Consider the following 24,527-nt stretch of genomic DNA (forward strand, 5'->3'; position numbering starts at 1 on the left):
CGCTGTCCGCATCTGCGGCGAGGATTGATCAGGCTGTTGCACGCCCAGCAGCGATTGCTGACGGGCTGTTGCTACAGACGCACCCCGGCCGGCAGGCGTTGCCGGCACGGCCTTGAAACCTACGGCCCTGCTGGCCGAAACCGCTACGGGCAGCCCATGGCATGGCCGTTGCACTCACCCTGGCACGGCGACCTCGCACCCGCGCGGCGCAACGCGTTACTGAATCAGGAGCATCCATGAGCACTGAATTTTTCTGGCGCCTGCCGCTGGGCACCGACGGTCCACAGCTGAGCACCGACAAACACAACCGGGGCAGCGCGCAGTATCGCCCCGGCAATATTGCCCCGGGCCGCTTGCCCAATGGCGAGCCCGACGACTTCACCTACATCGACTACATCGCCCAGGTGGCCAAGGCCGCTGAACTGGCCGGCTTCGAAGGCGCCCTGCTGCCCACCGGCCCCGAGCCCTGGGTGGTGGCCGCAGCCCTGGCCCGGGAGACCCGCCGCATCAAGTTCCTGATCGCCTTTCAGGCCACCTGGACCCTGCCGGCCTACGCCGCGCAGCAAGCGGCGATCCTGCAGAACCTCAGCCGCGGGCGCCTGGAGTGGAACATCATCACCGGCGGCAACCCGGCGAGCCAGCGCGCCAATGGCGACTTCCTCGAACATGACCTGCGCTACAAGCGCACCGGCGAGTTCCTCGACATCATCCAGGGCCTGTGGGAGAACGAACGCTTCTCCTATGACGGCGATATCTTCCAGCTGGAAAACGGCGCCCTGCCCCCGGGCCTGCAACATGAACGCAAGCCGGGGGTGTACTTCTCCGGGTTCTCCGACGCCGCGCTGGACGTGGCCGCCAGGCACGCCGATGTGTACCTGAACTGGGCCGAGCCGGTGGACAAGCTCAAGCCGCACATCGAGCGCGTACGCGAGCTGGCCGACAAACAGGGACGCAGCGTGCGCTTCGGCCTGCGGGTCGACCTGTTCGCCCGGGAAACCGAAGAACAGGCCTGGGCCGACCTGCGCCGCCAGTTCGACAAGCTCGAAGGCAAGAGCAGCGTGGTGGCCAAGGGCTTCACCAGCGGTTCCGACTCGGTGGGTGCCGCGCGCCAGACCGCCTACCACCAGAACATCGACCGCTTCGACGACCTGATCATCGGCCCCAACCTCTGGGCCGGTTTCGCCAAGGCCAAGCCGGGGCCGACCGTGGGCCTGGTGGGCAGCCACCAGAACATCGCCGAACGCCTGGTGGAGTACCGCGATGCCGGGTTCTCGACCTTTATCCTGGCCGGCAACCCGCACCTGGAAGAAGCCCTGCGCATCGGCCAGGAAGTCCTGCCCCTGGTGCACCAGCGCCCGGTCGCGCAACCCGCGCCCGCCCCCCACCTTAAAGCCAGCGCCTGAGCGCCACCGGAGAGCCCGCAATGACCCAACCCCTCGATACGCTCTGGTACACCCGCTGCCCGGTCCCCACCGGGCTGGGCATCGCCGTGCAGAAAGGCTGGCTGCAAGACACCCTCGGCGCCCTCGGGACCCAGGTCCAGTCGCTGCGCGAGTCCAGCGACCAGGCGGTACGCGAATCCCACTTCGATCACAGCCTGCGCCATTCGGTGCGCCATGGCGGCAACATCCCGGCAATCTGGGCCCGGGCCCAGGGGCGCGAGACCCGGGTGATCGGCCTGTCTTGGGCCGATGAAGTGCAATTGATTCTGACCCGCCCTGACAGCGGCATCAAAACCGTCAAAGACCTCAAGGGCCGGCGTTTCGGCCTGCCGGACTGGGCCGGTGCGCAGATCGACTTCACCCGGGCCCAGGCCCTGCGCGGCCTGGAGAACGCGCTCAAGCTCGAAGGCTTGCAAGTCGGCGACCTGCAACTGGTGAACTTCCGCTACGGCGGCACCTTCAGCGACGCCCCGGTGCGCACCGTCAGCGGCACCCTGGTCGGCGCCCAGCCGGGCAACGGGCGCAACCTGGAGCTGGTGGGGCTGCTGCGTGGCGAGGTCGATGCGATCTTCCTCAAGGGCGCCAGCGCCGCCCAGCACGCCCATGATTTCGGCCTGCACACGGTGATCGACACCGGCTCCCATCCCGACCCGCTGATCCGCAGCAACAACGGCACGCCGCGCACCCTGGCGGTGGACCTGGCCCTGCTCGACGAGCATTTCGAGGTGGCCAGCGCGATTCTCGATTCGGTGCTGCGCGCCGAGCAGTGGGCCCACACCCACGGCGAAGAGACCCGGCGCTACCTGGCCCGGGAAACCAACAGCAGCGAGTACTGGGTGAATGCCGCCTACGGCGAAGACGCCCATTTGCGCCTGCGCACCGCCCTCGATGAACAGGCCATCGCCGCGTTGCAGGACTTCACCCAGTTCCTGCATCGCTGGCGCTTTATCCCCCACAGCTTCGATGTTCGCGACTGGATCGACCGTCGGCCGCTGGAAGCGTTGCTGGCCACCCCTACCGCACTGGCGGGCTAACCCGCCGGGTTTCATGGATTCGAACTGAAGACCCTTATGAGCAAACCACTCGATACCCTCTGGTACACCCACAGCCCGGTCCCCACCGGGCTTGGCATCGCGGTGCAGTCCGGCCGCCTGGCGGAAGCGTTCCTGCCGTTCGGCACCAATATCCAGTCGTTGCGTGAATCCAGCGAACGGGAAGTTCGCGAAGCGCACTACGACCACCACTTGCAGAACTCGGTGCGCCACGGCGGCAATATCCCGGCGATCTGGGCCTACGCCAGCGGCGTGCAGACCCGGGTCCTGGGGCTGTCCTGGAGCGACGAGGTGCAGCTGATCCTGACCACCGCCGAAAGCGGGGTCAAAAGCATCCGCGACCTGAAGAACCGCCGCTTCGGCCTGCCGAAATGGGCCAACGTGCAGATCGACTTCACCCGTGCCCAGGCCCTGCGCGGCCTGGAAAACGCGCTCAAGCTCGAAGGCCTGAACGTGTCCGACGTCGAACGGGTGGACTACCCCTACGGCGGCACCTACAGCGATGAGCAGAAGCAGCATGTGTATGGCTCGGAAGTCAGCCTCGGGGTCAGCCGCTTCAGCCGGCGCAACAACGAGCTGATCGGCCTGCTGCGCGGCGATATCGACGCGATCTTCCTCAAGGGCGCCCATGCCGTGCACCTGGCCAACGAGTTCGGCTTGCAAGTGGTGGTCGACACCGGCTCCCACCCGGACCCGCTGATCCGCAGCAACAACGGCACGCCACGGACCCTGACCGTGGACATCAACCTGTTGCAGGAACACTTCGATGCCAGCGTGAAAATCGTCGACACCGTGCTGCGCACCGAGCAATGGGCCTGGGCCAACCCCGAGGAAACCCGGCGTTTTCTCGCTCGCGAGCTGAACACCAGCGAATACTGGGTGGCCGCAGCCTACGGCGAAGATGCACACCGGCGCCTGCGCACCACCCTGGATGCGCGCTCGATCGAGGCACTGCAAGACTTCACCGACTTCCTCCACCGCTGGGACTTCATCCCGCGCCGCTTCGACGTCCGCGACTGGATCGACTTCAGCGTCCTGGAAAAAGTCATAGGCTCCACCTCCCGCGTCGCCGTCTGACCCCCTCCCCCCTGCCGGAGTGCGCGCAAGGCGCTCCGGTGGTTTTCCGGCAACCATTGACCTGTTGCTTATGTAACGCCCCCGCAAAGATGACTGGCCTGCCTGCTGTTCCGCTGCCGACTCGGCTGTTGCTGGAGCAGCATTCTCGAGCGCGGTTGCTGCTGCCCCAGCAGCAGCCTCCACGCAACTTCTGCTGATTAATCGGCATGCTGTTTCGGCCTGACTGGATCGCCCTGATCCGGCTATTGAAAAACAACGTTTAAAGCCCCGGACAGAATATTTAAACCCTTAATTATCAATAGCTTATTAAAACTAACCGGTCTCAAAAATCTCTTGGCACGATCTCTGCTCTAGCCCCTGTAGCACAACTTTTTCGGGGGAGATTCACATGCATAAACTTCATCCGCTTACCAAGAGCATCGGGCTTGCGTTATGGCTCGCAGGCGGTGCTGTCAGCGAGTTGGCGTTGGCGGCCGAGAGCACCGAGGCCGACAGCAAGACCAGCAGCGAACCTGCGCTGAAGACCGTGACCGTCACCGCCCAACACCGGGAAGAAACCCTGCAAGAGGTTCCGGTGGCGGTGTCGGCGGTCCAGGGCACCAGCATCACCGCCGACGGCGTGCGCGCCATGGGCGACATCACCACCTTTATTCCCAACGCCTCGGCCAAGAACCCCGATGGCGACGGCCGTCCGCGCTGGTACATCCGTGGCCTGGGCACCGGCGATACCGGCGCCGCCACCGTATTCCCGGTGGGGATCTATGCCGACGACGTGTATTTGAACGCGCCGATTGCCGGTGGCGGCCCGCTGTTCGACCTGGAGCGCATCGAGATCCTGCGCGGGCCCCAGGGCACGCTGTATGGCAAGAACACCACCGCAGGCGCGGTCAACGTGATTTCCAAGAAGCCGACGTTCGACACTGATGGCTTCGGCACCATCGGCTTTGGCAGCAAGAACGAACGCATCCTCAGCGGCGCCCTGGGCGGTGCCCTGGTGGACGAAAAGCTGGCGGCGCGGATCTCGCTGTACTCCGAGGAGCGTGACGGTTTCCAGAAAAACCTCACCGACGATCACACCTATGGCGACGTCAACAAGAAAGCCGTGCGCCTGCAGTTCCTGGCCCAGCTCAACCCTGACCTCGACGCCTTGCTGAAGATCCACAGCCGCGAGTTCAAGGGCGACGGCAGCAACGGTTCGCTGCCGGTCGGGCGTTACTACAACGTCGGCTATCAGCGGCCGAACGGGCGCAATATCGCGCTCAATACCCACGAAGATGCCAAGCTCGATCATGACGGCACGTCCCTGACCCTGAACTGGCACCTGGGCGATTACACCCTGACCTCGATCAGCGCCTATGACTACATTCGCGGGCGTTCCACCAGCGACGCCGACTACACGCCCTACGAGGTCAACGGCGCGGCGATTTCCGACAACAAGTACACCCAGTATTCCCAGGAGCTGCGCCTGGCCTCGCCCCAGCAGGAAACCCTGCGCTGGCTGCTCGGTGCGCACTACTTCCACGAAGACCTCGACAGCTCGGCCCAGCGCATCATCACCCCGGGCCCGACGCCCAATGGCAGCGGCTCGAACCAGACCGGCGGCGTCACCGATTTCCGCGACCTCAACTACGACCACAAGACCGACAGTTACGCGCTGTTCGGCAACCTGACCTACGACTTCACCGACAACTTCAGCGTCACCGGCGGCCTGCGCTGGACCCAGGAAAAGAAAAACATCGACCTCGACCTGACCCAGCTGACCCGCGCCACCGCCAACGGCCCGCTGATTGCCCTGGGCGGCAGCGGCACCAACGGCAACCGCCAGGAAGACAAGACCTGGGAAGCCTGGACCTACGATCTGACCCCGGAATACCGGATCAATGACAATGTGCGGGTGTTCTTCCGTTATGCCCATGGCTTCCGCTCGGGCGGCTTCAACACGGGCCTTTCCACCAGCCTGGCGCAGTTGACCACGGTCGATCCGGAACAACTGGACGCCTATGAAATCGGCCTCAAGTCGGAGTGGTTCAACCACCGCCTGACCGCCAACGCCAACGTTTTCTACTACGACTACTCGGATATTCAGGTCAATCTGCTGACCGTCAACAACGGGGTGCTGACCACCGCCCTGACTAACGGCGCCTCGGGCAAGGTCAAGGGCGCCGAACTCGAACTCGAAGGCCAGCCGACCGATTACCTGCACCTGCGGGCGGCGGTGTCGTTCCTCGACACCCAATACACCGACTTCAAGAACACCAACCCCACCACCGGCGCGGTCACTGGCGACTACAGCGGCAACAGCTTCGTGCGCTCGCCGCGCAACGTGGTGTCCCTGGGCGCGGACTACACCTTCCCCCTGGAAATCGGCGGCAAGCTGGTGGCCGGTGGCGACGTGAGTTTCCGTGACAAGGAGTACTTCCTCGCGGATCGCCAGAGCAGCGCCGACAAGACCCTGAGCCAGCCTCACTACACCTTGGCCAACAGCCGCCTGACCTGGTACAGCCCGGATGAAAAACTCAGCGTCACCGGGTTTGTGAACAACCTCACCGACCGCCGCTACCAAGTGCATGGCCGGCCGAACGGCACCCTGGGTCAATACGTCATCACCTACGGCGACCCACGCACCGTCGGCCTGAGCGTCACCAGCCGCTTCTGATTCGGCGGCGATACACCCCGCTGGAGCGGGCCCTCACGTCGCGCATCGGCTTGAAGGCCTGCCCGCTCCAGCAGCACACCGCGATTTCCGGGCCACCGGCATCCACATAACCCTGCAGGAGCAGCCGGGCGGGATGCCGCTCGCAAGGCCGCTACCGACGGCCGGTTCCTGCACACGCCCGTTCTCAGCAAAAAGGAATTTTTCCATGTTCCATCGCAATCCGTTGGCCGGCGCCGTGGCGCTGGTCATCGGCAGCCTTGCCGTGCCTGCTTTCGCTGCCGAAACCTCAAGTAAACCCGCCGCCAGCGGCGACCACCTGGACACGGTGGTGGTGCTGGGCACCCGCCGCAGCGACCTCACCGCCCTGCAAAGCGCAGCGCCGGTGGACGTGCTGTCCGGCGAGCAACTGCAGCAGACCGGGGCCAGCGATCTGTCCGGAGCGCTGACCGCACTGTCGCCGTCCTTCAGCTTCCCGCAGTCGCCCCAGGGCGCCTTCGCCGGGTCCATCGCCCAGGGCGCCTCGCTGCGTGGCCTGGCCTCCGACCAGGTGCTGGTGCTGGTCAACGGCAAGCGCCGCCACACCAGTGCCAACGTCACCCGTCAAAGCCTGGTCAACGGCCGGGGCGCGGCGGCGGTCGACCTCAGCCTGATCCCCATCAGCGCCATCCAGCGGGTGGAGATCCTGCGGGACGGTGCGGCCGCCCAGTACGGCTCCGACGCGATTGCCGGGGTGATCAACATCGTGCTCAAGGAAAAGGACGACGGTGGCAACCTCGGCTATCGCTTTGGCGGCTATGACAAGGGCGACGGCATCCAGCGCAAGCTCAGCGGCTGGAAAGGCTTCGCCCTGCCCAACGACGGCTTCCTGACCTTGAGTTTCGACGCCGGCAGCCAGGACCCGGCCAGTGACACCAACCCCGACAACCGGATCTTTTACCCCGGCTCCACCAGCATCAACACCCCGCGCGAGCAGAACAACCCGAACCGCACCTGGCGCTGGGGCGCGGCGAATATCTCGGACCAGTACAACTTCACCGCCAACAGCGAAATCGGCGTGGGCGAAGGGTTGACCGCCTACGGTTTTGCCACCTATTCCCACAAAAACAGCGACGCCGAGAACTTCTTCGACCCGCCCACCAGCCTGCGCAACAACTACGGCAGCGTCGCCCTGGCGCGCTTCCCCGACGGCCGCGTGCCCATTACCCGCTACACCCTTGAGGACTACGCGGTCACCGGCGGCCTGCGTTATGAAACCGAGCAACTGGGCAAGTTCGACCTGGCGCTGAACCACGGTGACAACAGCGTCAAATCCACCGACCGCAATGCGATCAACCCGAGCTGGGGGGTCAACAGCCCGGAGAAGATCTACACCGGCGAGCGCGAGGCCGACCAGACCAACATCACCCTGGACTGGGTACGCGACTTCCCCACCGATTTGCTGTTCAAACCGCTGACCCTGTCCGCCGGCCTGGCCTGGCGCAAAGAGAACTACGAGCTGAGCGCCGGTGAAGCCGCGGGCTGGCAGAACGGCCCGCTGTTCAACAGCATCGACCCGATCACCGGCCGGCGAATTCCGGGTTACTACTCGGGGATCACCCAGGTCGACGCCGCGTCCCTGGACCGCAAGGTGCTGGGGGCCTACATCGACGTCGAGGGCCAGGTCACCGAGAAGTTCCAGGCCGGTGTCGCGGTGCGCACCGAGCATTATTCGGACTTTGGCGACACCACCAACGGCAAGCTGTCGCTGCGCTACGACTTCACCCCGCAGATCGCCGCCCGCGCCACCGCCAGTACCGGCTACCGGGCGCCGTCGCTGGTGCAGAGCGGCATGTCCTCGTTCAGCGTGCAGGTGGTCGAACAGCCGCCGGGCAGCGGCAACTATGTCGAGGTGCAGCAACGCACCCTGCGCGCCAACAGCCCGGAAGCCGCGCTGCTCGGGGGCAAGGCGCTCAAGCCCGAGGAGTCCACCAACTACTCCCTGGGCCTGGTCTGGCGGCCACTGCCCAACGCCTCGGTGACCCTGGACGCGTACCGGATCAACATCGACAATCGCATCACCCTCTCCGACCAGCTACCGGCCTCGGTGGTCTCGCCGATCTTCGCCGGCACGCCCTACGCCAATATCCAGAGCGCCGCCTTTTACACCAACGTGGCCGATACCCGCACCGATGGCGTCGAGCTGACCGGCAACTATCAACTGGACCTGGCGCAATGGGGGCGCCTGAACCTGAGCAGCGGGATCAGCCAGAACAACACCAAAATCACCGCCTTGCGCGATGTCGGCAGTATCCAGGGCTCGCAGATCATCGGCCGCACCACCCAGGGCCTGATCGAAGACGGCACGCCGAAAAACAAGCTGATCCTCAGCGCCAACTGGCTGTATGACAATTGGGGCCTGACGCTGGCCCAGCGGCGTTACGGCGAATGGAAAAGCCTGAACGCGACCAACCCGACCCTGGACCAGACCTACAGCCCGCAGTGGGTCACTGACCTCGACCTGTCCTACACCTTCGACAAGGCGCTGAAAGTGTCGGTGGGGGCGATCAACCTGTTCGACAGCCACCCGGACAAGTCCGATGGCGTGCAGCTGTACGGCGTTCCCAAGTATTCCACCACCAGCCCCGAAGGCGCCCAGGGCGCGTTCTACTACACCAGCGTCAGCTACGAGTTCTGACTGCTGACGGGGTGTTGCCCAGGCAGCAGTCACTGCTGGCCAGGCACCACCCCTTCTCTGCATTTCCGAAAACCACGCTGCTCTCAGAGGCCAGCGCAGCCTTCGGAGCGTGGTGGCACAGGTCTTGCGAAGGCACTGGGGTACTTCGCTGAATTAAGACTCGCCATGGCCTTTCGTACCCGTTCTGTGTTGACTGCCCTGACCTGGCTCATCTCGCCCATCGCGCTGTTGGCGGTCTGGGCGGCGGTGGCCGCGGCCGGGATTTTCCCGCGTAATTTGCTGATCCCGCCGGCCCAGGTGGTGCAGGCGTTTGCCGGGCTGCTGGCCAGTGGCGAACTGTATGAGCACCTGGGCAACAGCCTGTCGCGCCTGGGCCTGGGGTTTGCCATCGGTTCCCTGAGCGGCCTGGCCTTTGGCGTGTTGATGGCCTTGTCCAGGCAGGTCGAGGTGTATTGCGGCCCGCTGTTCCATACCCTGCGCCAGATTCCCAGCATCGCCCTGATCCCGATGTTCGTGCTGCTGTTTGGCATCGACGAAACCTTCAAGATCATCATCGTCGCCAAGACCGCCTTTTTCCCCGTGGCCCTGGCTGCCAGCGAAGGGGTCAAGGCCATCCCCCGCAGCTATTTCGAGGTGGCCGACGTGTATCGCCTGCGCTGGCCGACCCTGGTCCGCGAAATCGCCCTGCCGGCTGCCACGCCGCCGATCATCACCGGTTTTCGCATCAGCCTGACCCGGGCCTGGGTGGTGCTGGTGGCCACCGAGTTGCTGGCAGCCGACAGCGGCCTGGGGCAGATGATTGAAATGGGCCGGCAAATGCTGCGCATTGACGTGGTGATGGTCGGGGTCCTGGTCACCGGGGTCATCGGCTTTGCCCTGGACTTCACCTTTCGCCGCCTAGAACAGCACCTGTTCCGCTGGCAGACCCGCTAGGAGCCGCCCATGTTGCAATTGCTCGGAAAAACCCGTGGCCTGTTGCTGCCGCTGCTGTTGATCGGCGCCTGGGAGTACCTGTCGCGCCAGGACGCCGCCGGCGCCTATGCCTTTGTGCCACTGTCGACCATCGGCAGCGCCCTGCTCGAACTGCTGGGCAACGGCGAGTTGCTGGTCAACCTGCTGGCGAGCCTGGCGCGCACCAGCAGCGGCCTGGCCCTGGGCATTGTGTTTGGTGTGCTGCTGGGGGTGCTGATGGCGCTGTCGAGCCTGGCCAACCGCCTGATCGGCCCGCTGTTTCATTCGATCCGCCAGGTGCCGATGCTGGGCTGGATCCCGCTGATTGCCATGTGGTTCGGCAATGGCGAGTTCTCCAAGGTGCTGATCGTCAGCCTCGCCGCCTTTTACCCGATGGTGCTCAACACCTACCAGGGCTTCAGTCACGTCGAGCAGCGCTACCGCGAGGTCGGCCAGGTGCTGGTGCTCAGTCGCTGGCAGCAGTTCTGCCATGTGCTGCTGCCGGCCGCCGTGCCGAGCATCGCCACCGGCGTGTTGCACGCCCTGGCATTCGCCTGGGTCACGGCGGTGGGCAGTGAATTGTTCCTGTCTTCCGGGGCTGGCCTGGGCAACCTGATGATGAACGCCGAGGCCGGCTCGCGGATGGAAGTGATTGTGCTCAGCGTGCTGTGCATCGGCCTTTGCGGCTACCTGATGAACCTGCTGTTTACCCTGTTGAGCCGCCACCTGTTGCGCTGGCGCTCCATTCGTTGAAAGGCCACCCCATGAACGCAATCGCCCAACACGCCCCGTCCCGTAGCCAGCAACTGGCGAGCGGCGCCCTTGAGATCCGCGGCCTGAGCAAGGCCTACAAGATCGAAGGCAAACCCCTGCCGGTGCTGCAAGAGATCAACCTGAAGGTTCGCCCCGGGGAATTCGTGAGCATCCTGGGCGCCAGCGGCTGCGGTAAATCCACCCTGCTGCGGCTGATTGTCGGGCTTGAAGCCGAGTATCAGGGCCAGATCCTGCTCGACGACCAGGCCATTTCCGGCACCAGCCTGGAACGAGGCATAGTGTTCCAGGACCATCGCCTGTTCCCCTGGATGACCCTGAGCAAGAACATCGCCCTGGCCCTGAAGAACCATCCCCTGCCCCAGGCGGAAAAAGACCGACTGGTGGCCGAGCACATTGCCCTGGTCAATCTCCAGGGCTTTGAAAATGCCTACCCCCATCAGTTGTCCGGCGGCATGGCGCAACGCGCGGCCATCGCCCGGGCGCTGATCAACAAACCCAAGGTGCTGCTGCTGGACGAACCCCTGGGCGCCCTCGACGCCCTGACCCGGGTGCACCTGCAACACGAGCTGCAACGCATCTGGGTCCAGCAGCGCTGCACAGTGATCATGGTCACCCACGACATCGAGGAAGCGCTGTACCTGGGTGACCGGGTGATCGTGATGGACGCTCACCCGGGGCGGATCAAGCACCAGATCGAAGTCGACCTGCCGCACCCGCGGGACCGTTCCTCAAGCGTGCTGCAAGGCTACAAGGAGCAGTTGCTCGAAGAGTTGGTGGGGCATTGACCCCAGCCGTGCATCACACGCCAAGGAGTTAGGGGCGCGGCGCCCGGTGCCAGGCCAGGAGGCCGAGAAACAACAGGGCCACCGCCCCCACCGTGAGCATCAAGCCACTGGCGCTGATGCCGGACACCGCCAGCCCCGTGGCAATGGGTCCGAGGACGCTGCCCAGGGTGTAGAACAGCGCAATCGCGGTCATGGCGGTCGACACCTGATGCTCCGCCACCCGCTCGCCGGCTTCCATCACCGCCAGCGTATTCAGGCCGCCGATGGCCCCGCCCCAGACAAACACCAGCAACGACGCCAGCCACGGCCACGGCTGGCTCAAGGGGATGGCCAGGGTGCCCGCCAGCACCAGCAGCGCACAGGCCCGTTGTGCGCTGCGGCTGGACGTGCGATCGGCGAGCCAGCCCAGGGGCAGTTGCAACAGGGTGCCGCCGGCACCGAACACGGCGATAAACAAGGTGGCGGCGGTCAGCAGATAACCGACGGACACGCTGTAACCGGCCAGAAAGGCCACCGACGAGGTTTCGCAGAAGCCGGCGACGAAGGCCCCACACAGGGCCAGGGGGATCAGCGCAAACAACCGCGCATGGTGTTTGGCCAGGGGCGTTTGCGGGCGACCGTCATGGCCCAGCAGGCTCAGGGCCAGGCCAGCGCTGAGGGCAATGATTGCGGCACAGGCCAGGTACGGCAGCCTCCCCTCCACCCCCAGCGCCACCAGCAGCAACGGCCCGGCGGCGATACCCAGGCCCATCAGGGTTTCGTGCACGCCAATCGCCCGGCCGCGTTCGCTGCGGCTGGCCACCGCGACAATCCAGGTGTCGCAGGCGATCCAGCGCAGGATCAGGCCGATGCCCAACAGGAAATTCAACACAAACAGCAGCACCAGGTGCTCGCTGAAGGCCATGCCCACCAGGGCCAGCACGCTGAGCAGGGCACTCAGCAGGTTGGCCCGGACCAGCCCGAGCCGCGCGAGGATCCTCGGCACCTGCTTGTACAGCAGCAGGATCGCCAGCCAGGCCGCGCTGACGATCAGGCCGATCCCGGTCGCGCCAACGCCGCGCTGCTCCAGGGACAACGACAGCAGCGGCGTGACGGTGCCGATCTGCACGATCTGCGACAGCACCGACAACAGGTTGATCCGGGTCAGGGCTGCCCAGCGCTGACGGGCGCCGGGATCCGGGCTGAGCTGTTGCATCGGGACCTTTCCTTGTCTGCCGTTGCTTGACCGCGCCGTGCGCGAGGGCTCAGTCGGCCAAGGCCTTCTGGAACGACTGATCGATGATTGGCGCGGTGTTCAAGGGCGCCTGCAGGGTCTTGACCTTGAACAGGAAGTCCGCCGTGCCTTGCAGGTCAGCGGCGGCCTGGGCATCCACCGGGCCCAGGGTCAGGTGCGCCTGGCGCAACCAGTGGCGCGACACGCCCTGGTCGAGGTTGGCTTTTTTCGCCCAGAGATCGGCGTACTCGTCCGTGTGGGTATCGACCCAGGCCCGGGCTTTTTTCAGGCGCTGCAGGAAGTCGGCGATGGCCTCACGCTTGCTGTCGATGGACGGCGTGGAGGCGGCAATTGCGCTGAGACCGGGCATCAGGCCGTTGGCACTGACAATCGGACGCGCGCCGGAAAACAGGATCTGCTGCGAGATATAGGGCTCCCACACCGGAAACGCATCGATGCTGCCCTGGGGCAAGGCCGCCGCGGCGTCAATCGGCATCAGTTTGACCCACTGCACGTAATCTTCCGGCAGCCCGGCCTGCTCCAGGGCGCGCAAGGTCAGCTGCTGGCTCCAGGCGCCGGGCCAGTAGGCGACTTTCTTGCCCTTGAGGTCGGTGATGCTCTTGGCGGTGGAGTCCTTGCCCACCAGCAAGGCAATGGTGTCGGGGTTTTGCCGCGAAACACCGATCAGTTTTACCGGCGCCTGCTTGGCCGCCAGGAACAGGAACCCGGAATCCCCGAGAAAGCCCAGGTCCAGGGCTCCGGTATTCAGGGCTTCAGCCAGGGGTGCGGCGGCCTGGAAGTGTTTCCAGTCCACGCTATAGGGCGCGCCTTCCAGCACTCCGGAGGCTTCGACCGAGGCGCGGATGTTGTAGTAGTTCTGATCGCCGATATGCAGCACCGGCTTGTCGGCCGCGTGCGCCAGGGGCGCGGCGAGTACGGCGCCGGCCAGCAGCGCGCGCAGGTGTCGGGAGAATTTCATGCAGACCTCGCAACAATCATCAAGGGCAAGTCGGGCGCGGCACGCTGACCGCGACCGGCTCAAGGGTCAGAGCGAGCAAGCGCTGGCGCCGTGTTTTTCCAGGTAACGCTGGTGTTCTTCTGCGGCCCGTTCGAACTCGCCCAGGGGCAGCACCACGGTCGCCACCGGTTTGGCCAGGCGCCCGCTGGCGTCAAGTTGCTCGCGGGCAGCTTCGGCAGTGGCGGCCTGTTCGGGACCGTTGACGAACAGCGCCGAGCGGTATTTGACCCCGACATCCGCCCCCTGACGGTCGACCGAGGTCGGGTCGTGCAGGGTCCAGAACGCCTCGATCAGGCGGCTGTAGGCAATCTGAGTGGGGTCGAAATCAACCTGCACCACCTCTATCGACAGTGCTTCGCCACTGGCAGGTCGGGCAAAGCCGACGCGGCTGTCGAGCACCCCGGGCAATTGCCGAAAGGCCGCTTCGGCGCCCCAGAAACACCCGGCACCAAAGGTCGCCTGCTGCACCTCTGCGGCGAACCAGTGCCGGTGCAGCGCCGCGATATGTTCCGGGCCAATGCCGCAGCAACCGCCGACAATGCTCGCCCCGGCCTCAACCCAGGTCCGCGCCCAGTGCAGGTACGACTCCGGGCCCAGGTCATCGCGGATCTGCAACAAGGTGCTGTTGGCCTTGGCATCACTGCTGACCACCGGGAACGCGTTGGCATACACCCCCAGCTCCAGGTCCAGGCTCAGGGCGTCGAGCACCTGCCGCCCATCGCGCAAGGCCTGGGCCATGACCTCGGGCTGGCTGCAATTGAACAGCACCGCCCTGGCCCCCAGTTGCGCCGCCACCTGCACCGCGTCGGCCACCGCTTCGCCGGAGCGCAGGCGCGCCACGCCGTCGGCGCCCGGCACATCGAGCAAGGTGAACGACAGCCACAACGGCTTGCCGTCGCCGCCCAGGGCCTCGGCCACGGCGCGGACTTCGGCGATCGAGCTTTGGGTTTCCGCCAGCCACAGGTCGACGTGGGCACTCAGGCCGTCGATCAGTACCCGGTGGATGGCCACCGAGCGCGAGTGATCGAACAGGTCCGGGCGATAGGAGCCCAGGGCCGGTGGCAAGGAACCGGCAACAATCACCGTTTCCCCACTGTCGGCAGCGGCCTGGCGCGCCACCTGCCCGGCACGCTCGGCCAGGGCCCGGCCCTGTTGGTTAAAGCGTTGTTCGCCGATATGAAAAGGCACCAGGGCGTAGCTGTTGCTGGTGATCACCCGTGCCCCGGCCTCGATAAAGGCGCGGTGGGCCTGGAGCACGAACTCGGGGGCTTCGATCAGCGCCAGGGCAGACCATTCCGGCTGGCGAAACGGCGCGCCGATACGCTGCAGCTCGCGGCCCATGCCGCCATCGAGCAGACGCAGGCTGGCAGTGGTCATTGAATGGCCCCTACGGTCTGCTGCGGCTCGGCCAGCCATTGGTCGACCGTTGCCCGGTTGGCATCGACCCAGGCCTTGGCGGCGACGTCAGCCGGTTGCTTTTCTTTTTCGATCTGCAGGATCAGGCCATTGAGCACGGCCGAGTCGAGGGCCACGTTATGCAGGAAGCTGGCGATGCGTGGCGCGCGTTGCTGCAAAGAGGCAGAGGCCAGGACGTAGACCCTGGCATCCGGGAAGGCGCAGGTGATCGTGCTTTTGTTCAGCCAGTCCGGGTCCACCGTCGGGCTGATGAACTTCCAGCAACCGTCGGCCTTGTACAGCGGGTCGCCCTTCTTGTTGTCTTGGGCATAGCCGTCGAATGCCGGTTCTTCCAGGCGGCGCAGGTCGAAGGCGGAGAAGATCCAGTCCGGGGTGTAGGCATAAAACACCACGCCGCGCCCGGCCTTGTAGGCCGCCGAGAGCTTGGCGTAGGTCACCGACGCTTCGGTGGACACGGCCTCGAACTTGTCGGCAAACCCGTAATCCTTGGCTTTGACCTGGCCGATGTAAGTCGACTCCCAGCCTGCCGGGCCCACCAGCAACTGGGCTTCACCGCCGCCCAGGGGCTCGAAGAGCTTGGCCACTTCCGGTTTCTTCAGGTCGTAGACGCTCTTGACCCCGTATTTGTCTTGCAGGTAACCCGGGATGTAGAAGCCCTGTTCGCCGGCATAGGGCTGCTTGTTGGGCACCAGCGAATGTTTGTCGCCGGTCACATATTTGGCCCAGGCCGCCGACTGATTGGGCATCCAGATATCGGTCAGCACATCCACCGAGCCGTCGCCCTTGGCAGCGGCGCTGAGCAGCACCGCGACGTCACCGGCCAGGTAGGACACATCACCGTCGAGGCGGGTCTTGATCACCTCGCCGAGGATGTGCTGGATGGCGATGGCGCCGGTCCAGTTCTGTTCGCCGATGACGATTTTGTCCTTGGCCAGCACGGTGGCCGGCAGGCTCAGGGTAGCCAGTAATGCAGCCGCACCCAGGGTGCGCGAAAGGCGTGTGTTCACGGTATGTCTCACTTTTGGTTAGAGGTGGAGCCTTGCTTGCGCAGGCTCGACTGAATGATTCGGTCCGGGATCAGCGCGCACAGCACAATCGCCGCGCCGGCCAACATGCCTTCGCCACCCTTGATGTTGCGCAACGCGGTCATCACGTCGTAGCCCAGGCCGCCGGCGCCGATCAGCGCCGCGACCACCACCATCGACAGGCTCATGACAATGGTCTGGTTGACCCCCAGCAGCAGCGAGCGGCGAGCCAGGGGCAGTTGCACCTTGAGCAGGGTCTGCCAGGGGCTGGCGCCGTGGGCGACGGCGGCTTCAACCGCGTCCTTGGGCACTTCCTGGATGCCCAGGGAGGTCAGGCGGATCATCGGCGCCAGGGCGAAAATCACCGTGGCGATTACCGCCGGGGTCTTGCCCACCGAGAAAAACGCCACGGCCGGAATCAGGTACACAAAGGTCGGCAGGGTCTGCATCACATCCAGCAAGGGGGTGATCAGGCGTCGGGCCAGGGGGCGCTTGGCCAGGATGATCCCGGTGGGCACGCCGATGGCCAAGGCAATCAGCACCGAGGAGCCAACCAGAGCCAGGGTGGCGATGGTGCGTTCCCAGAAACCGAACAGGCCGATATAGAGCAGGGCCACGGCACTGGTCAGGGCCAGGGCGGTGCCTGCCGAGCGCCAGGCCAGCAACACCAGGGCCAGGGCCGCAACCGGCCAGGGCAGCCAGCCAAGGACGTTTTCCACGCCCTCGATCACGCTGCGCACGGCGACTATCACCCCGACAAAGGCACTTTCGAAGTTGACCTGGGACCAACTGATGAATTGATCGATGCTGTCGGCGGTCAGCAGCAGCGCCTGGCGGTTGGCCGGGAACTGCAACAGGGCTCCGCTGGTGTCCGGCGTCACCACCCGCCATATCACCAGCGCCTGGCTGATCAGCAGCACCAGCAGCGCCAGGCCCCAGCCGGCCTGGGCCCGACGCAGCGGCTTGGCACTCTGGCTGATGGCAATAAAGCGGCTGACGGCCAGTATCGCCACGGCCAGCAGCGCCGGCAGCCAGGCGCCCTGGAGTACCCCGCGGGCCAAGGTCGCAAGGGCCGCCAGCTCAGCGCCGAAGGTCAACCAGAACAGCCCGCCACGGCCACGGGCAGCCAGGGCTGCGGGCCCCAGGAGCAAGGCTTGCCAGCCGGGCAGCCCCTGGGTGTAGGCCACTGCGCCGGCGCTGTTGGCGACCGGCCGAGGGGGCTCGGCGGCCTTGGGCGCGGCCACTGGCGACGGGCCGCAATCACGGAAAAAGTCTGCTACTTCGGCATCCGCCGGTTGTTCCAGCAACTGCTGCGGGGTGCCGACCTGCACCAGTTGGCCATGGCGCAGCACGGCGATCCGGTCCGCCAGGCGCACCGCTTCGACCGGGTCGTGGGTGACCAGCAAGGTGCTGATACCCCGCTCGCGCACCAGGGACAGGAAATGGCTTTGCAGGTCGCGGCGGATGGTCGGGTCCAGGGCGCTGAAGGGTTCGTCCATCAGCAGGATGTCCGGCTCGCTGACCAGTGCCCGTGCCAGGCCGACCCGTTGCTGCATGCCGCCCGACAACTCATGGGGGTAATGCTCGCCCCAGCCTTCCAGGCCCACGGCCTGCAACTGCACGGCGGCTGCGGCGTGGCGCAGGGCTTCGGGTTCGCCACGCAGTTCCAGGGGCAAGGCCACGTTGTCGAGCACGCTGCGATGGGGCAGCAGGCCGAAGTGCTGGAACACCATGCCGATGCGCCGCGAGCGCAGCTCACGCAGGCCCTGGGGGCTCAGGCCGCTGATGGCCTGGCCATCGATCAGCACCTCGCCGCTGCTGGGTTCGATCAAGCGGTTGATATGGCGCAGCAAGGTGGACTTGCCGCTGCCGGAGGTGCCCATCAGGCACAGCACTTCACCGCGCCGCACCTTGAGGCTGACGTTGCTCACCGCCGGTGCTTTCGACCCGGCGTGATCACGCCCGTAGGCCTTGGTGATATCACGCAGTTCGAGCACCACGTCGGTCGCCCCGGCGGGATCGTCGAGGGAGATCGGCAGCCCGGAAGCGAGCCGCGATTGCGCCACAGAAGTTTGAATGATTGACACGACAGCTCCGCCAAGCGGCCCCGGCGGCGCCGCTCATGTGAGCCTGGGCGCCGGGGCTGGAAAAATGGACTGAACATCAGGCCAACTCCTGTAGACGGACGCCTGACGCAAAGGCCGGGGGCTGCGCTGGTACGCAGGCCCCGGCCCTTGCGACATAAAGCTAAACGATCTTAAAAACTACAATCCAATATCATTTAGGAATTAGCTTAGGCTCAGGTTTATTCCTCCGCGCCCTCGCCCGGCCCTGCCCCTTCGCTGCTGGCAGGCACCCTGCCCCGAGCTCTGCGGCGAGCTTCAGGCTGCGTCGCCGATCTTCTTCAATGACGCGGCCACCAGCCGGCCAAAGGATTCCACCGGCCCCTGCAGATTGCCCAAAAAGTGCGGGTACACCAGCCACAGGTCCATCACCGGTTTGAAGTCCTTGAGCGGCACCACCGCCAACTGGTCGCGGTGGACGCTGCGCTCCAGCAACGGTCGCGGCACCAGGCCCAGACCCAGGCCGTCGGCCACCAGGCCCAGTTGCAACTCGGTGCCGAAGGTTTCGAGGTTGACGCGCAAGGCCAGGCCCTGGTCCGACAAGGTGCGTTGCAGGCCGGCGCGAAAACCGCAGCCATCGGGGTTGAGCACCCAGCCGTTGTGGTAGCAGTCGGCAAGCTTGCAGGGGCGCTTGGGCACCAGATCGCGGGCACAGACCACCACCAGTTCGATCTTGCCGATGGATTGCCCAATGATGTTTTCCGGGAACACCTTGCCCGCCGGGAACAAGGCCACCACCGCATCGAGTTCGGCGCTTTCGATCTTGCCCACCAACTGGCCACCCCAGCCGGTGGCGACCTGGGCCCGCAGGTCGGGGTATTCGCTGCGCAGGTGCTTGAGCGCATCGAGCAGCACCACATCGCCAATGGTTTGTGGCACGCCCAGGCGAAACAGCCCGGTGGGCGGCGTGTCGCTGGCCACCAGCTCACGCAGGGCGTCCATTTCCCGCAGGATCGAACGGCACTGCTCATAGACTCGGGTGCCGATCACGGTGGGTTTCAGGGGTTTGGTGTTGCGGTCGAACAGCTCCACCCCCAGGGCCTGCTCGAAGTTCTGTACACGCCGGGTAATCGCCGGTTGAGTCAGTTGCAGCGACTCGGCCGCATGGCTGATCGATTGGCAACGAATCACTTCGACAAAGGCATCGATATCATCAATTTTCATTTGGCCCGCACATGAAAAACAGTCACTAAAATGTCGAAAAAGCATAGTTCCAATCAGCCGCCCTGCAAAGCCCGTTGATTGTTACGGCGCTTTTCACCGCGCCACGAGGGGCTGATTGCAGCGACTGCGGCAGCCAGGGGGCAGATCCAGGCACCCACGAAAAAGCCCGGCGCGACCCTTCGCTCCGGGCTTGCTGTGCGGCGTGACGGTTTCAGCGGCGGTGAGCCAGCGAGCGCACCAGGCGATCCCCCAGGCTCTGCACGCCCTGCACCAGAATCACCAGCACCACCACGGTGGCGACCATGATCTGGTTGTTGAAACGCTGGTAACCGTAGCGAATCGCCAGGTCGCCCAGGCCACCGCCGCCAATCACCCCGGCCATCGAGGAAAAGCCGATCAGCATCACCAGGGTCAGGGTGATCCCCGCCAGCAGTGCCGGCAGCGCTTCGGGCAGCAGCACCTTGAAGATCACATGGCGAATGTCACCACCCATGGCCAGGATCGCTTCAATGCGCCCCTTGTCGACTTCATCCAGGGCGTTCTCGACGATTCGCGCAAAAAACGGAAAGGCACCAATGGTGATCGGCACCACCGCCGCCGTGCTGCCCAGGGTCGTACCCACCACCAGCCGGGTCAGGGGGATCAGGGCAATCAGCATCACCACGAACGGCAGCGAGCGCCCCAGGTTGACCAGCGCCCCCAGGGCATTGTTGAGCCGGGGCAGCGGATACAGGCCGCGGGCGCGGCTGACAAACAGCAACACCCCCAGCGGCAGGCCGATCAGCAGGGTAAAGAGCCCGGCCAGCAACACCATGTACAGGGTTTCCCCGGTGGCGTTGAACAGCAGTTGGGCGATTTCATTCCAGTCAGTGGTTTTGTTCATGAGGATTCAGCCCTGACCCCGCGTTGCTTGAGAAAGTCCACCACCTGCGCCAGCTTCAGCGCATCGTGGGGCTGGCGAAATGCGACGCGCAGGCGCCCTACCCGCTGCCCGCCGATCGATTCCACGCCACTGGCCAGCACGCTCACATCCACCCCCTGCTGCTGGGCCAGCGCTTGCAGAATCGGGGTCGCCAGCAAGGAATCGAAAAACGTCAGTTCCAACGCCTGGCGGCTGTCGTCGTCGGCTCCCAGCGCCCGTTGGTAACCGGGCAACAACGAACGCCCAAGGCTTGAATCCGGGTCGGCCAGCAACTGGCGGATCGGCCCGGCCTCCACCAGGCGCCCCTGAGCCAGGGAGGCGGCGTGGTCGCAGATCGACTTGACCACCTCCAGCTCGTGGGTGATCAGGACAATGGTCACCCCCAACTGGCGATTGATATCGCGCAACAGCTCCAGGATCGACGCCGTGGTTTCCGGGTCGAGGGCGCTGGTGGCTTCATCCGAGAGCAAATACGCCGGGCGCGCGGCCAGGGCCCGGGCAATGCCCACGCGCTGCTTCTGCCCACCCGACAGTTGCGAGGGAAAGGCCTCGGCCTTGTCGCCCAGGCCCACCAGGTCCAGCAACTCGCGGACCCGCGCCAGACGCTGGGCCTTGGGCATGCCGGCGATTTCCAGGGGCACCGCGATGTTGTCCCTGACCGTGCGCGCATGCAGCAGGTTGAAGCCCTGGAAGATCATGCCGATGCGCTGGCGTTGCTGGCGCAGGGGCTTGTCGCCCAGGGTAGTCAGGTCTTGCCCGTCCAGGATGATGCGCCCGGAACTGGGGCGTTCGAGCAGGTTGAGGCAACGCAACAGGGTCGACTTGCCCGCCCCACTGCGCCCGAGAATGCCGTACACCGCGCCATCGGGGATGCTCAACGACACCCGGTCCAGCGCCGGCGCCTGCCCGGCCCCGTAGCTTTTGCTCAACTGCTCGACTTCGATCATGGCTGGCTGCCCGCAACCGCTACCGGGATCACCGACCCCGAGTAGTTTTCAGTGATGAACTTGGCCACTTGCGGTGAATTCAGGTCCTTGGCCAATTGCTTGATCCGCGGGTCATCCTGCAGTTTGGGGGTGGTGACCAGAATGTTGGCGTAAGGGTTGTGCGCGGCCTTCTCCAGGCCCAGGGCATCCTTGGCCGGCACCAGCCCGGCTTCCAGGGCGTAGTTGCCGTTGATCACCGCCAGGTCGACATCGTCCAGGGCCCGAGGGATCTGCGGCGATTCGATCTCGATAATCTTCAGTTGCTTGGGGTTCTGCGCGATGTCCTTGGGGGTCGCCTGGTCGTGGGCCGGGTCGTCGAAACCGGGCTTGAGCTTGATCAGGCCATTGTCTTGCAGCAGGTACAGGGCGCGACTCAGGTTGGTGACGTTATTGGGCACCGCCACCGTGCCTTTGACCGGCACCTGGTCAAAGCTCTTGTGGCGATGGGAGTAAATCCCCAGGGGCTCGATGTGCACCGTGGCGGCCACCGCGAACTTCTGGCCCAGGGCCTGCTCCTGGGATTGCAGGTACGGTAGGTGCTGGAAGTAGTTGGCGTCGACATCACCGTGGGCCAGCAACTCGTTGGAGTTCACGCCGTTGGGGATCTCGATGATCTTGAGCTGCAATTGCGGGTCGATCTTCTGCACGTAGGCCAGGATCTGCGCGTGGGGCACCGGGTCGGCGGCGACCCGCAGGGGTTCCACGGCTTGCACGGCACATGCGGCGGACAGTCCACTCAACAACGCCAGGGTCAATGCGCTTTTCTTCAACATGGGGCAGTCCTTGATCGGGTAACGAATAGAGAGGTCAGGCACTCAGCGCCGCGGGCAGCAAGGCGTCGCCATAGAAGCGCTGCGCCACATCCGGATGGGAGCGCAGGCGCCCCTTGAGGTAATTCCAGCCAACATCGCGCAGCAGCGGGTTGGCCGGGTCGCTGGCCGGGCCGCGGGCTTCGCGTTGCAGTTCGGCGGGCAGCGGATACAGCGGCACCACCGCGTCCAGCCGGGCGCCGAGGAAAAACGCAATGGACAGGCGATCACGGTCCGGCGGCGGCGAATGCACCCGGTGCACAGTGGCCCGCAGGTAGCCGTTGCTGGCCAGCTCCAGTAACTCGCCGATGTTCACCACCAGCGAGTTCTCCCGTGGCAGGGCATCGATCCAGCGCCCGTCCTCGACCTCCACCTGCAGCCCGGCCTGTTGGTCCTGCAAGAGAAAACTCAGGAACCCGGAATCCTTGTGTGCGCCAACGCCCTGCTGGCTTTCGCCGGGGGCGCGGCCGGGGTAGCGGATCAACTTGATGTGTTCATTGGGCTTGTCGCCGTACAACTGATCGAAGGCCTGCTCCGGCAGGGACAACGCCAGGGCGAACGCGCGCAGCAGGCGCAGGGACATGGCGGTCATCGCCTGCTGCCATTCCAGCAGCAAGGGCTTGAGCTGGGGCAAGGCTTCGGGCCATTGGTTGGGCCCTTGCAGGCGTGCCCAGGCCGGGCTGTGGGCGTCCAGTGCCAGCGCCTGGCGCTCGGCCCCGACGTCGAACTGCTCGCGCAAGTCCGGCTGGCCACGGGTGATCTCCGAGGCCGCACGGTTATAGCCGCGAAAATGCGCGGAATTGATCATCCCCACCGCCAGTTTCTGTGCCTCGGGCAAGGCAAAGAACTGCCGTGCCTGCTGCTGCACCTGTTGCAGCAACTGGCTGTCGATGCCGTGCCTGGTCAGGTAGAAAAACCCCACGTCCCGCGCCGCATGGCGCAGTTGCTCAAGAAACCCCTGGCGCTGCGCGGGGCTACCGTCCAGCAGCGCCAGGTCCAGCGAAGGCAGCGCGGTGATATCCAGCGAGTGCGACATGCTTCACTCCCCTGTGAATTGAAAAAGTCCGATGCGCGCCGCAACCCCTGCGCGCAACCCTTGAGCTCAAGGCGGCCTCAGAGCTTGGCGATCGACACTTCGGTGGATTTGACGAAGGCGATGACTTCGCTGCCGATCTTCAATTCCAAATCGCGCACCGAACGGGTGGTGATCACCGAGGTGACGATGCCGGAGGCGGTCTGCACGTCGATTTCCGAGACCACCTGGCCTTCGTGGATCTCCTTGATCACGCCCTTGAACTGATTGCGTACGTTGATCGCTTTAATGGTCATGCTCGGTCTTCCTGTGTGAGGCCCGGCAAATCCGCCGGGTGGCTGAGGGCTAAAGTGCACCCTTGGCGAACTGTTTTAAAGGAATAAATAATTAGTATTTTATTCTTTTTGGATATATGAAACCCCTCCCCGCCAAGCCGATCGGCTTGACCCCGCGCAGCCCCTTTGTTTTTCTGAGGCCCCACGGCTGATCAGGCTGTTTCAGGAGGTTGTGTATGCGAATGCTCGAACTGGCGGGCGTCAGCGTCCCGGTACTGGGCCAGGGCACCTGGCACATGGGCGAGGACCGCCATCAACGGACCCGGGAAGTGCACGCGTTGCGCACCGGTATCGATCTGGGCATGAGCCTGATCGACACCGCCGAAATGTACGCCGAGGGCGGCGCCGAGGCGGTGGTCGGCGAAGCCATTGCCGGGCGGCGCGAACAGGTGTTTCTGGTGAGCAAGGTCTACCCGCACAATGCCAGCCGCCAGGGTATCCCCCAGGCGTGCGAGCGCAGCCTGAAACGGCTGGGCACTGACTGCATCGATCTGTACCTGCTGCACTGGCGCGGCCAGTACCCCCTGGAAGAAACCGTCGAGGCCTTTGAACGCCTGCGGGCCGACGGCAAGATCGGGCGCTGGGGCGTGTCCAACTTCGACCTGGACGACTTGCAGGAACTGGCGACCCCGGCCTGTGCCACCAACCAGGTGCTGTACAACATCGAAGAGCGCGGCATCGAGTTTGACCTCCTGCCCTGGAGCCAGCAACAGCGCCTGCCGATCATGGCGTACTGCCCGATGGCCCAGGCCGGCGCCCTGCTCGCCCATCCGCTGCTGGCACAGATTGCCCAGCGCCACCAGGTGACCACGGCCCAGGTGTCCCTGGCCTGGGTATTGCGTCAGGACGGGGTGATCGCGATTCCCAAGGCGGTGCACCCGGAACACCTGCGACTCAACGCCGCCGCGGCCAGCCTGCACCTGGAGGCCGAAGACCTGGCCGCCATCGACAGCGCCTTCGCCGCCCCTACACGTAAACGACGCCTGGCCATGGTTTGAGCCCGAATCGGCGCTTTCTGGGTGCGACTCAGAAAAGACTGACGACTAGCAGAGTTCTGACACCGATGTATTTA

20 protein-coding genes and 1 pseudogene are annotated in these 24,527 nt (G+C 65.0%); 9 read left to right on the forward strand and 12 right to left on the reverse strand.

The window, feature by feature from the left end:
- Nucleotides 1–236 precede the first annotated feature (236 nt).
- The 8 genes from CF161_RS17500 (at nucleotide 237) to CF161_RS17535 (ending at nucleotide 11,411) form a co-directional block, all read left to right on the forward strand.
- Complete coding sequence (locus CF161_RS17500) at nucleotides 237–1,403, forward strand: LLM class flavin-dependent oxidoreductase (protein ID WP_020297916.1); 1,167 nt, start codon at nucleotides 237–239, stop codon at nucleotides 1,401–1,403.
- Between the two features lie 20 nt (nucleotides 1,404–1,423).
- Entirely contained in the window at nucleotides 1,424–2,476 is a 1,053-nt protein-coding gene (locus tag CF161_RS17505; protein ID WP_020297917.1) for an ABC transporter substrate-binding protein, read from the forward strand.
- A 36-nt stretch (nucleotides 2,477–2,512) separates the two neighbouring features.
- Nucleotides 2,513–3,571, forward strand: a complete 1,059-nt coding sequence (locus CF161_RS17510) for an ABC transporter substrate-binding protein (protein WP_020297918.1) — start codon at nucleotides 2,513–2,515, stop codon at nucleotides 3,569–3,571.
- Nucleotides 3,572–3,959: 388 nt separating this feature from the next.
- On the forward strand, nucleotides 3,960–6,227 hold the full coding sequence (locus tag CF161_RS17515) for a TonB-dependent receptor (protein WP_020297919.1): 2,268 nt from the start codon (nucleotides 3,960–3,962) through the stop codon (nucleotides 6,225–6,227).
- Nucleotides 6,228–6,432: 205 nt separating this feature from the next.
- Nucleotides 6,433–8,901: a TonB-dependent siderophore receptor gene (locus tag CF161_RS17520; RefSeq protein ID WP_020297920.1), complete on the forward strand. Its 2,469-nt coding sequence runs from the start codon at nucleotides 6,433–6,435 to the stop codon at nucleotides 8,899–8,901.
- Between the two features lie 165 nt (nucleotides 8,902–9,066).
- Nucleotides 9,067–9,834, forward strand: coding sequence for an ABC transporter permease (locus CF161_RS17525; protein ID WP_020297921.1), 768 nt, complete (start codon nucleotides 9,067–9,069; stop codon nucleotides 9,832–9,834).
- A 9-nt stretch (nucleotides 9,835–9,843) separates the two neighbouring features.
- Complete coding sequence (locus tag CF161_RS17530; RefSeq protein ID WP_020297922.1) at nucleotides 9,844–10,605, forward strand: ABC transporter permease; 762 nt, start codon at nucleotides 9,844–9,846, stop codon at nucleotides 10,603–10,605.
- Between the two features lie 11 nt (nucleotides 10,606–10,616).
- Nucleotides 10,617–11,411 carry an ABC transporter ATP-binding protein gene (locus CF161_RS17535; RefSeq protein WP_020297923.1) on the forward strand — a complete coding sequence of 265 codons (795 nt, stop codon included), beginning with the start codon at nucleotides 10,617–10,619 and terminating at the stop codon, nucleotides 11,409–11,411.
- A gap of 28 nt (nucleotides 11,412–11,439) precedes the next feature.
- Here the strand turns inward: CF161_RS17535 and CF161_RS17540 are convergent, their stop codons facing one another.
- From CF161_RS17540 to CF161_RS17590, 12 genes and pseudogenes are all read right to left on the reverse strand, one after another.
- The gene (locus tag CF161_RS17540; RefSeq protein WP_020297924.1) at nucleotides 11,440–12,606 is read right to left on the reverse strand and encodes an MFS transporter; all 1,167 of its coding nucleotides are present in this window, start codon (nucleotides 12,604–12,606) and stop codon (nucleotides 11,440–11,442) included.
- Nucleotides 12,607–12,655: 49 nt separating this feature from the next.
- The gene (locus CF161_RS17545) at nucleotides 12,656–13,603 is read right to left on the reverse strand and encodes an ABC transporter substrate-binding protein (protein ID WP_020297925.1); all 948 of its coding nucleotides are present in this window, start codon (nucleotides 13,601–13,603) and stop codon (nucleotides 12,656–12,658) included.
- A 66-nt stretch (nucleotides 13,604–13,669) separates the two neighbouring features.
- Nucleotides 13,670–14,110: a peptide-methionine (S)-S-oxide reductase MsrA gene (gene msrA / locus CF161_RS33435; RefSeq protein ID WP_256206421.1), complete on the reverse strand. Its 441-nt coding sequence runs from the start codon at nucleotides 14,108–14,110 to the stop codon at nucleotides 13,670–13,672.
- A gap of 15 nt (nucleotides 14,111–14,125) precedes the next feature.
- Nucleotides 14,126–15,019, reverse strand: a pseudogene (locus tag CF161_RS17550) (homocysteine S-methyltransferase family protein); the annotation flags it as partial.
- Nucleotides 15,016–16,077, reverse strand: a complete 1,062-nt coding sequence (locus tag CF161_RS17555; RefSeq protein ID WP_043229723.1) for a glycine betaine ABC transporter substrate-binding protein — start codon at nucleotides 16,075–16,077, stop codon at nucleotides 15,016–15,018. The gene CF161_RS17555 and the pseudogene CF161_RS17550, both read right to left, overlap by 4 nt.
- Nucleotides 16,074–18,122, reverse strand: a complete 2,049-nt coding sequence (locus tag CF161_RS17560; protein ID WP_256206423.1) for an ATP-binding cassette domain-containing protein — start codon at nucleotides 18,120–18,122, stop codon at nucleotides 16,074–16,076. The genes CF161_RS17555 and CF161_RS17560 overlap by 4 nt, the downstream gene beginning before the upstream one ends.
- A 342-nt stretch (nucleotides 18,123–18,464) precedes the next feature.
- Entirely contained in the window at nucleotides 18,465–19,370 is a 906-nt protein-coding gene (locus CF161_RS17565; protein WP_020297929.1) for a LysR family transcriptional regulator, read from the reverse strand.
- 211 nt (nucleotides 19,371–19,581) lie between these two features.
- Nucleotides 19,582–20,253 (reverse strand): methionine ABC transporter permease, encoded by a 672-nt coding sequence (locus tag CF161_RS17570; RefSeq protein ID WP_020297930.1) that lies wholly within the window; start codon nucleotides 20,251–20,253, stop codon nucleotides 19,582–19,584.
- Nucleotides 20,250–21,239: a methionine ABC transporter ATP-binding protein gene (locus CF161_RS17575; protein WP_020297931.1), complete on the reverse strand. Its 990-nt coding sequence runs from the start codon at nucleotides 21,237–21,239 to the stop codon at nucleotides 20,250–20,252. The genes CF161_RS17570 and CF161_RS17575 overlap by 4 nt, the downstream gene beginning before the upstream one ends.
- Nucleotides 21,236–22,051: a MetQ/NlpA family ABC transporter substrate-binding protein gene (locus CF161_RS17580; RefSeq protein WP_020297932.1), complete on the reverse strand. Its 816-nt coding sequence runs from the start codon at nucleotides 22,049–22,051 to the stop codon at nucleotides 21,236–21,238. Before CF161_RS17580 ends, CF161_RS17575 begins: the two co-directional genes overlap by 4 nt.
- A gap of 34 nt (nucleotides 22,052–22,085) precedes the next feature.
- Nucleotides 22,086–23,123, reverse strand: coding sequence for an isopenicillin N synthase family oxygenase (locus tag CF161_RS17585; protein ID WP_020297933.1), 1,038 nt, complete (start codon nucleotides 23,121–23,123; stop codon nucleotides 22,086–22,088).
- A 77-nt stretch (nucleotides 23,124–23,200) separates the two neighbouring features.
- Nucleotides 23,201–23,416 carry a molybdopterin-binding protein gene (locus CF161_RS17590; protein ID WP_020297934.1) on the reverse strand — a complete coding sequence of 72 codons (216 nt, stop codon included), beginning with the start codon at nucleotides 23,414–23,416 and terminating at the stop codon, nucleotides 23,201–23,203.
- A gap of 215 nt (nucleotides 23,417–23,631) precedes the next feature.
- On the opposite strand from CF161_RS17590, the gene CF161_RS17595 reads away from it, so the two are divergent.
- Entirely contained in the window at nucleotides 23,632–24,453 is an 822-nt protein-coding gene (locus CF161_RS17595) for an aldo/keto reductase (protein ID WP_043229726.1), read from the forward strand.
- The last annotated feature ends 74 nt before the right edge of the window (nucleotides 24,454–24,527 follow it).

This window comes from Pseudomonas sp. CF161 (genome assembly GCF_000416215.1).
Taxonomy (GTDB): Bacteria; Pseudomonadota; Gammaproteobacteria; order Pseudomonadales; family Pseudomonadaceae; genus Aquipseudomonas.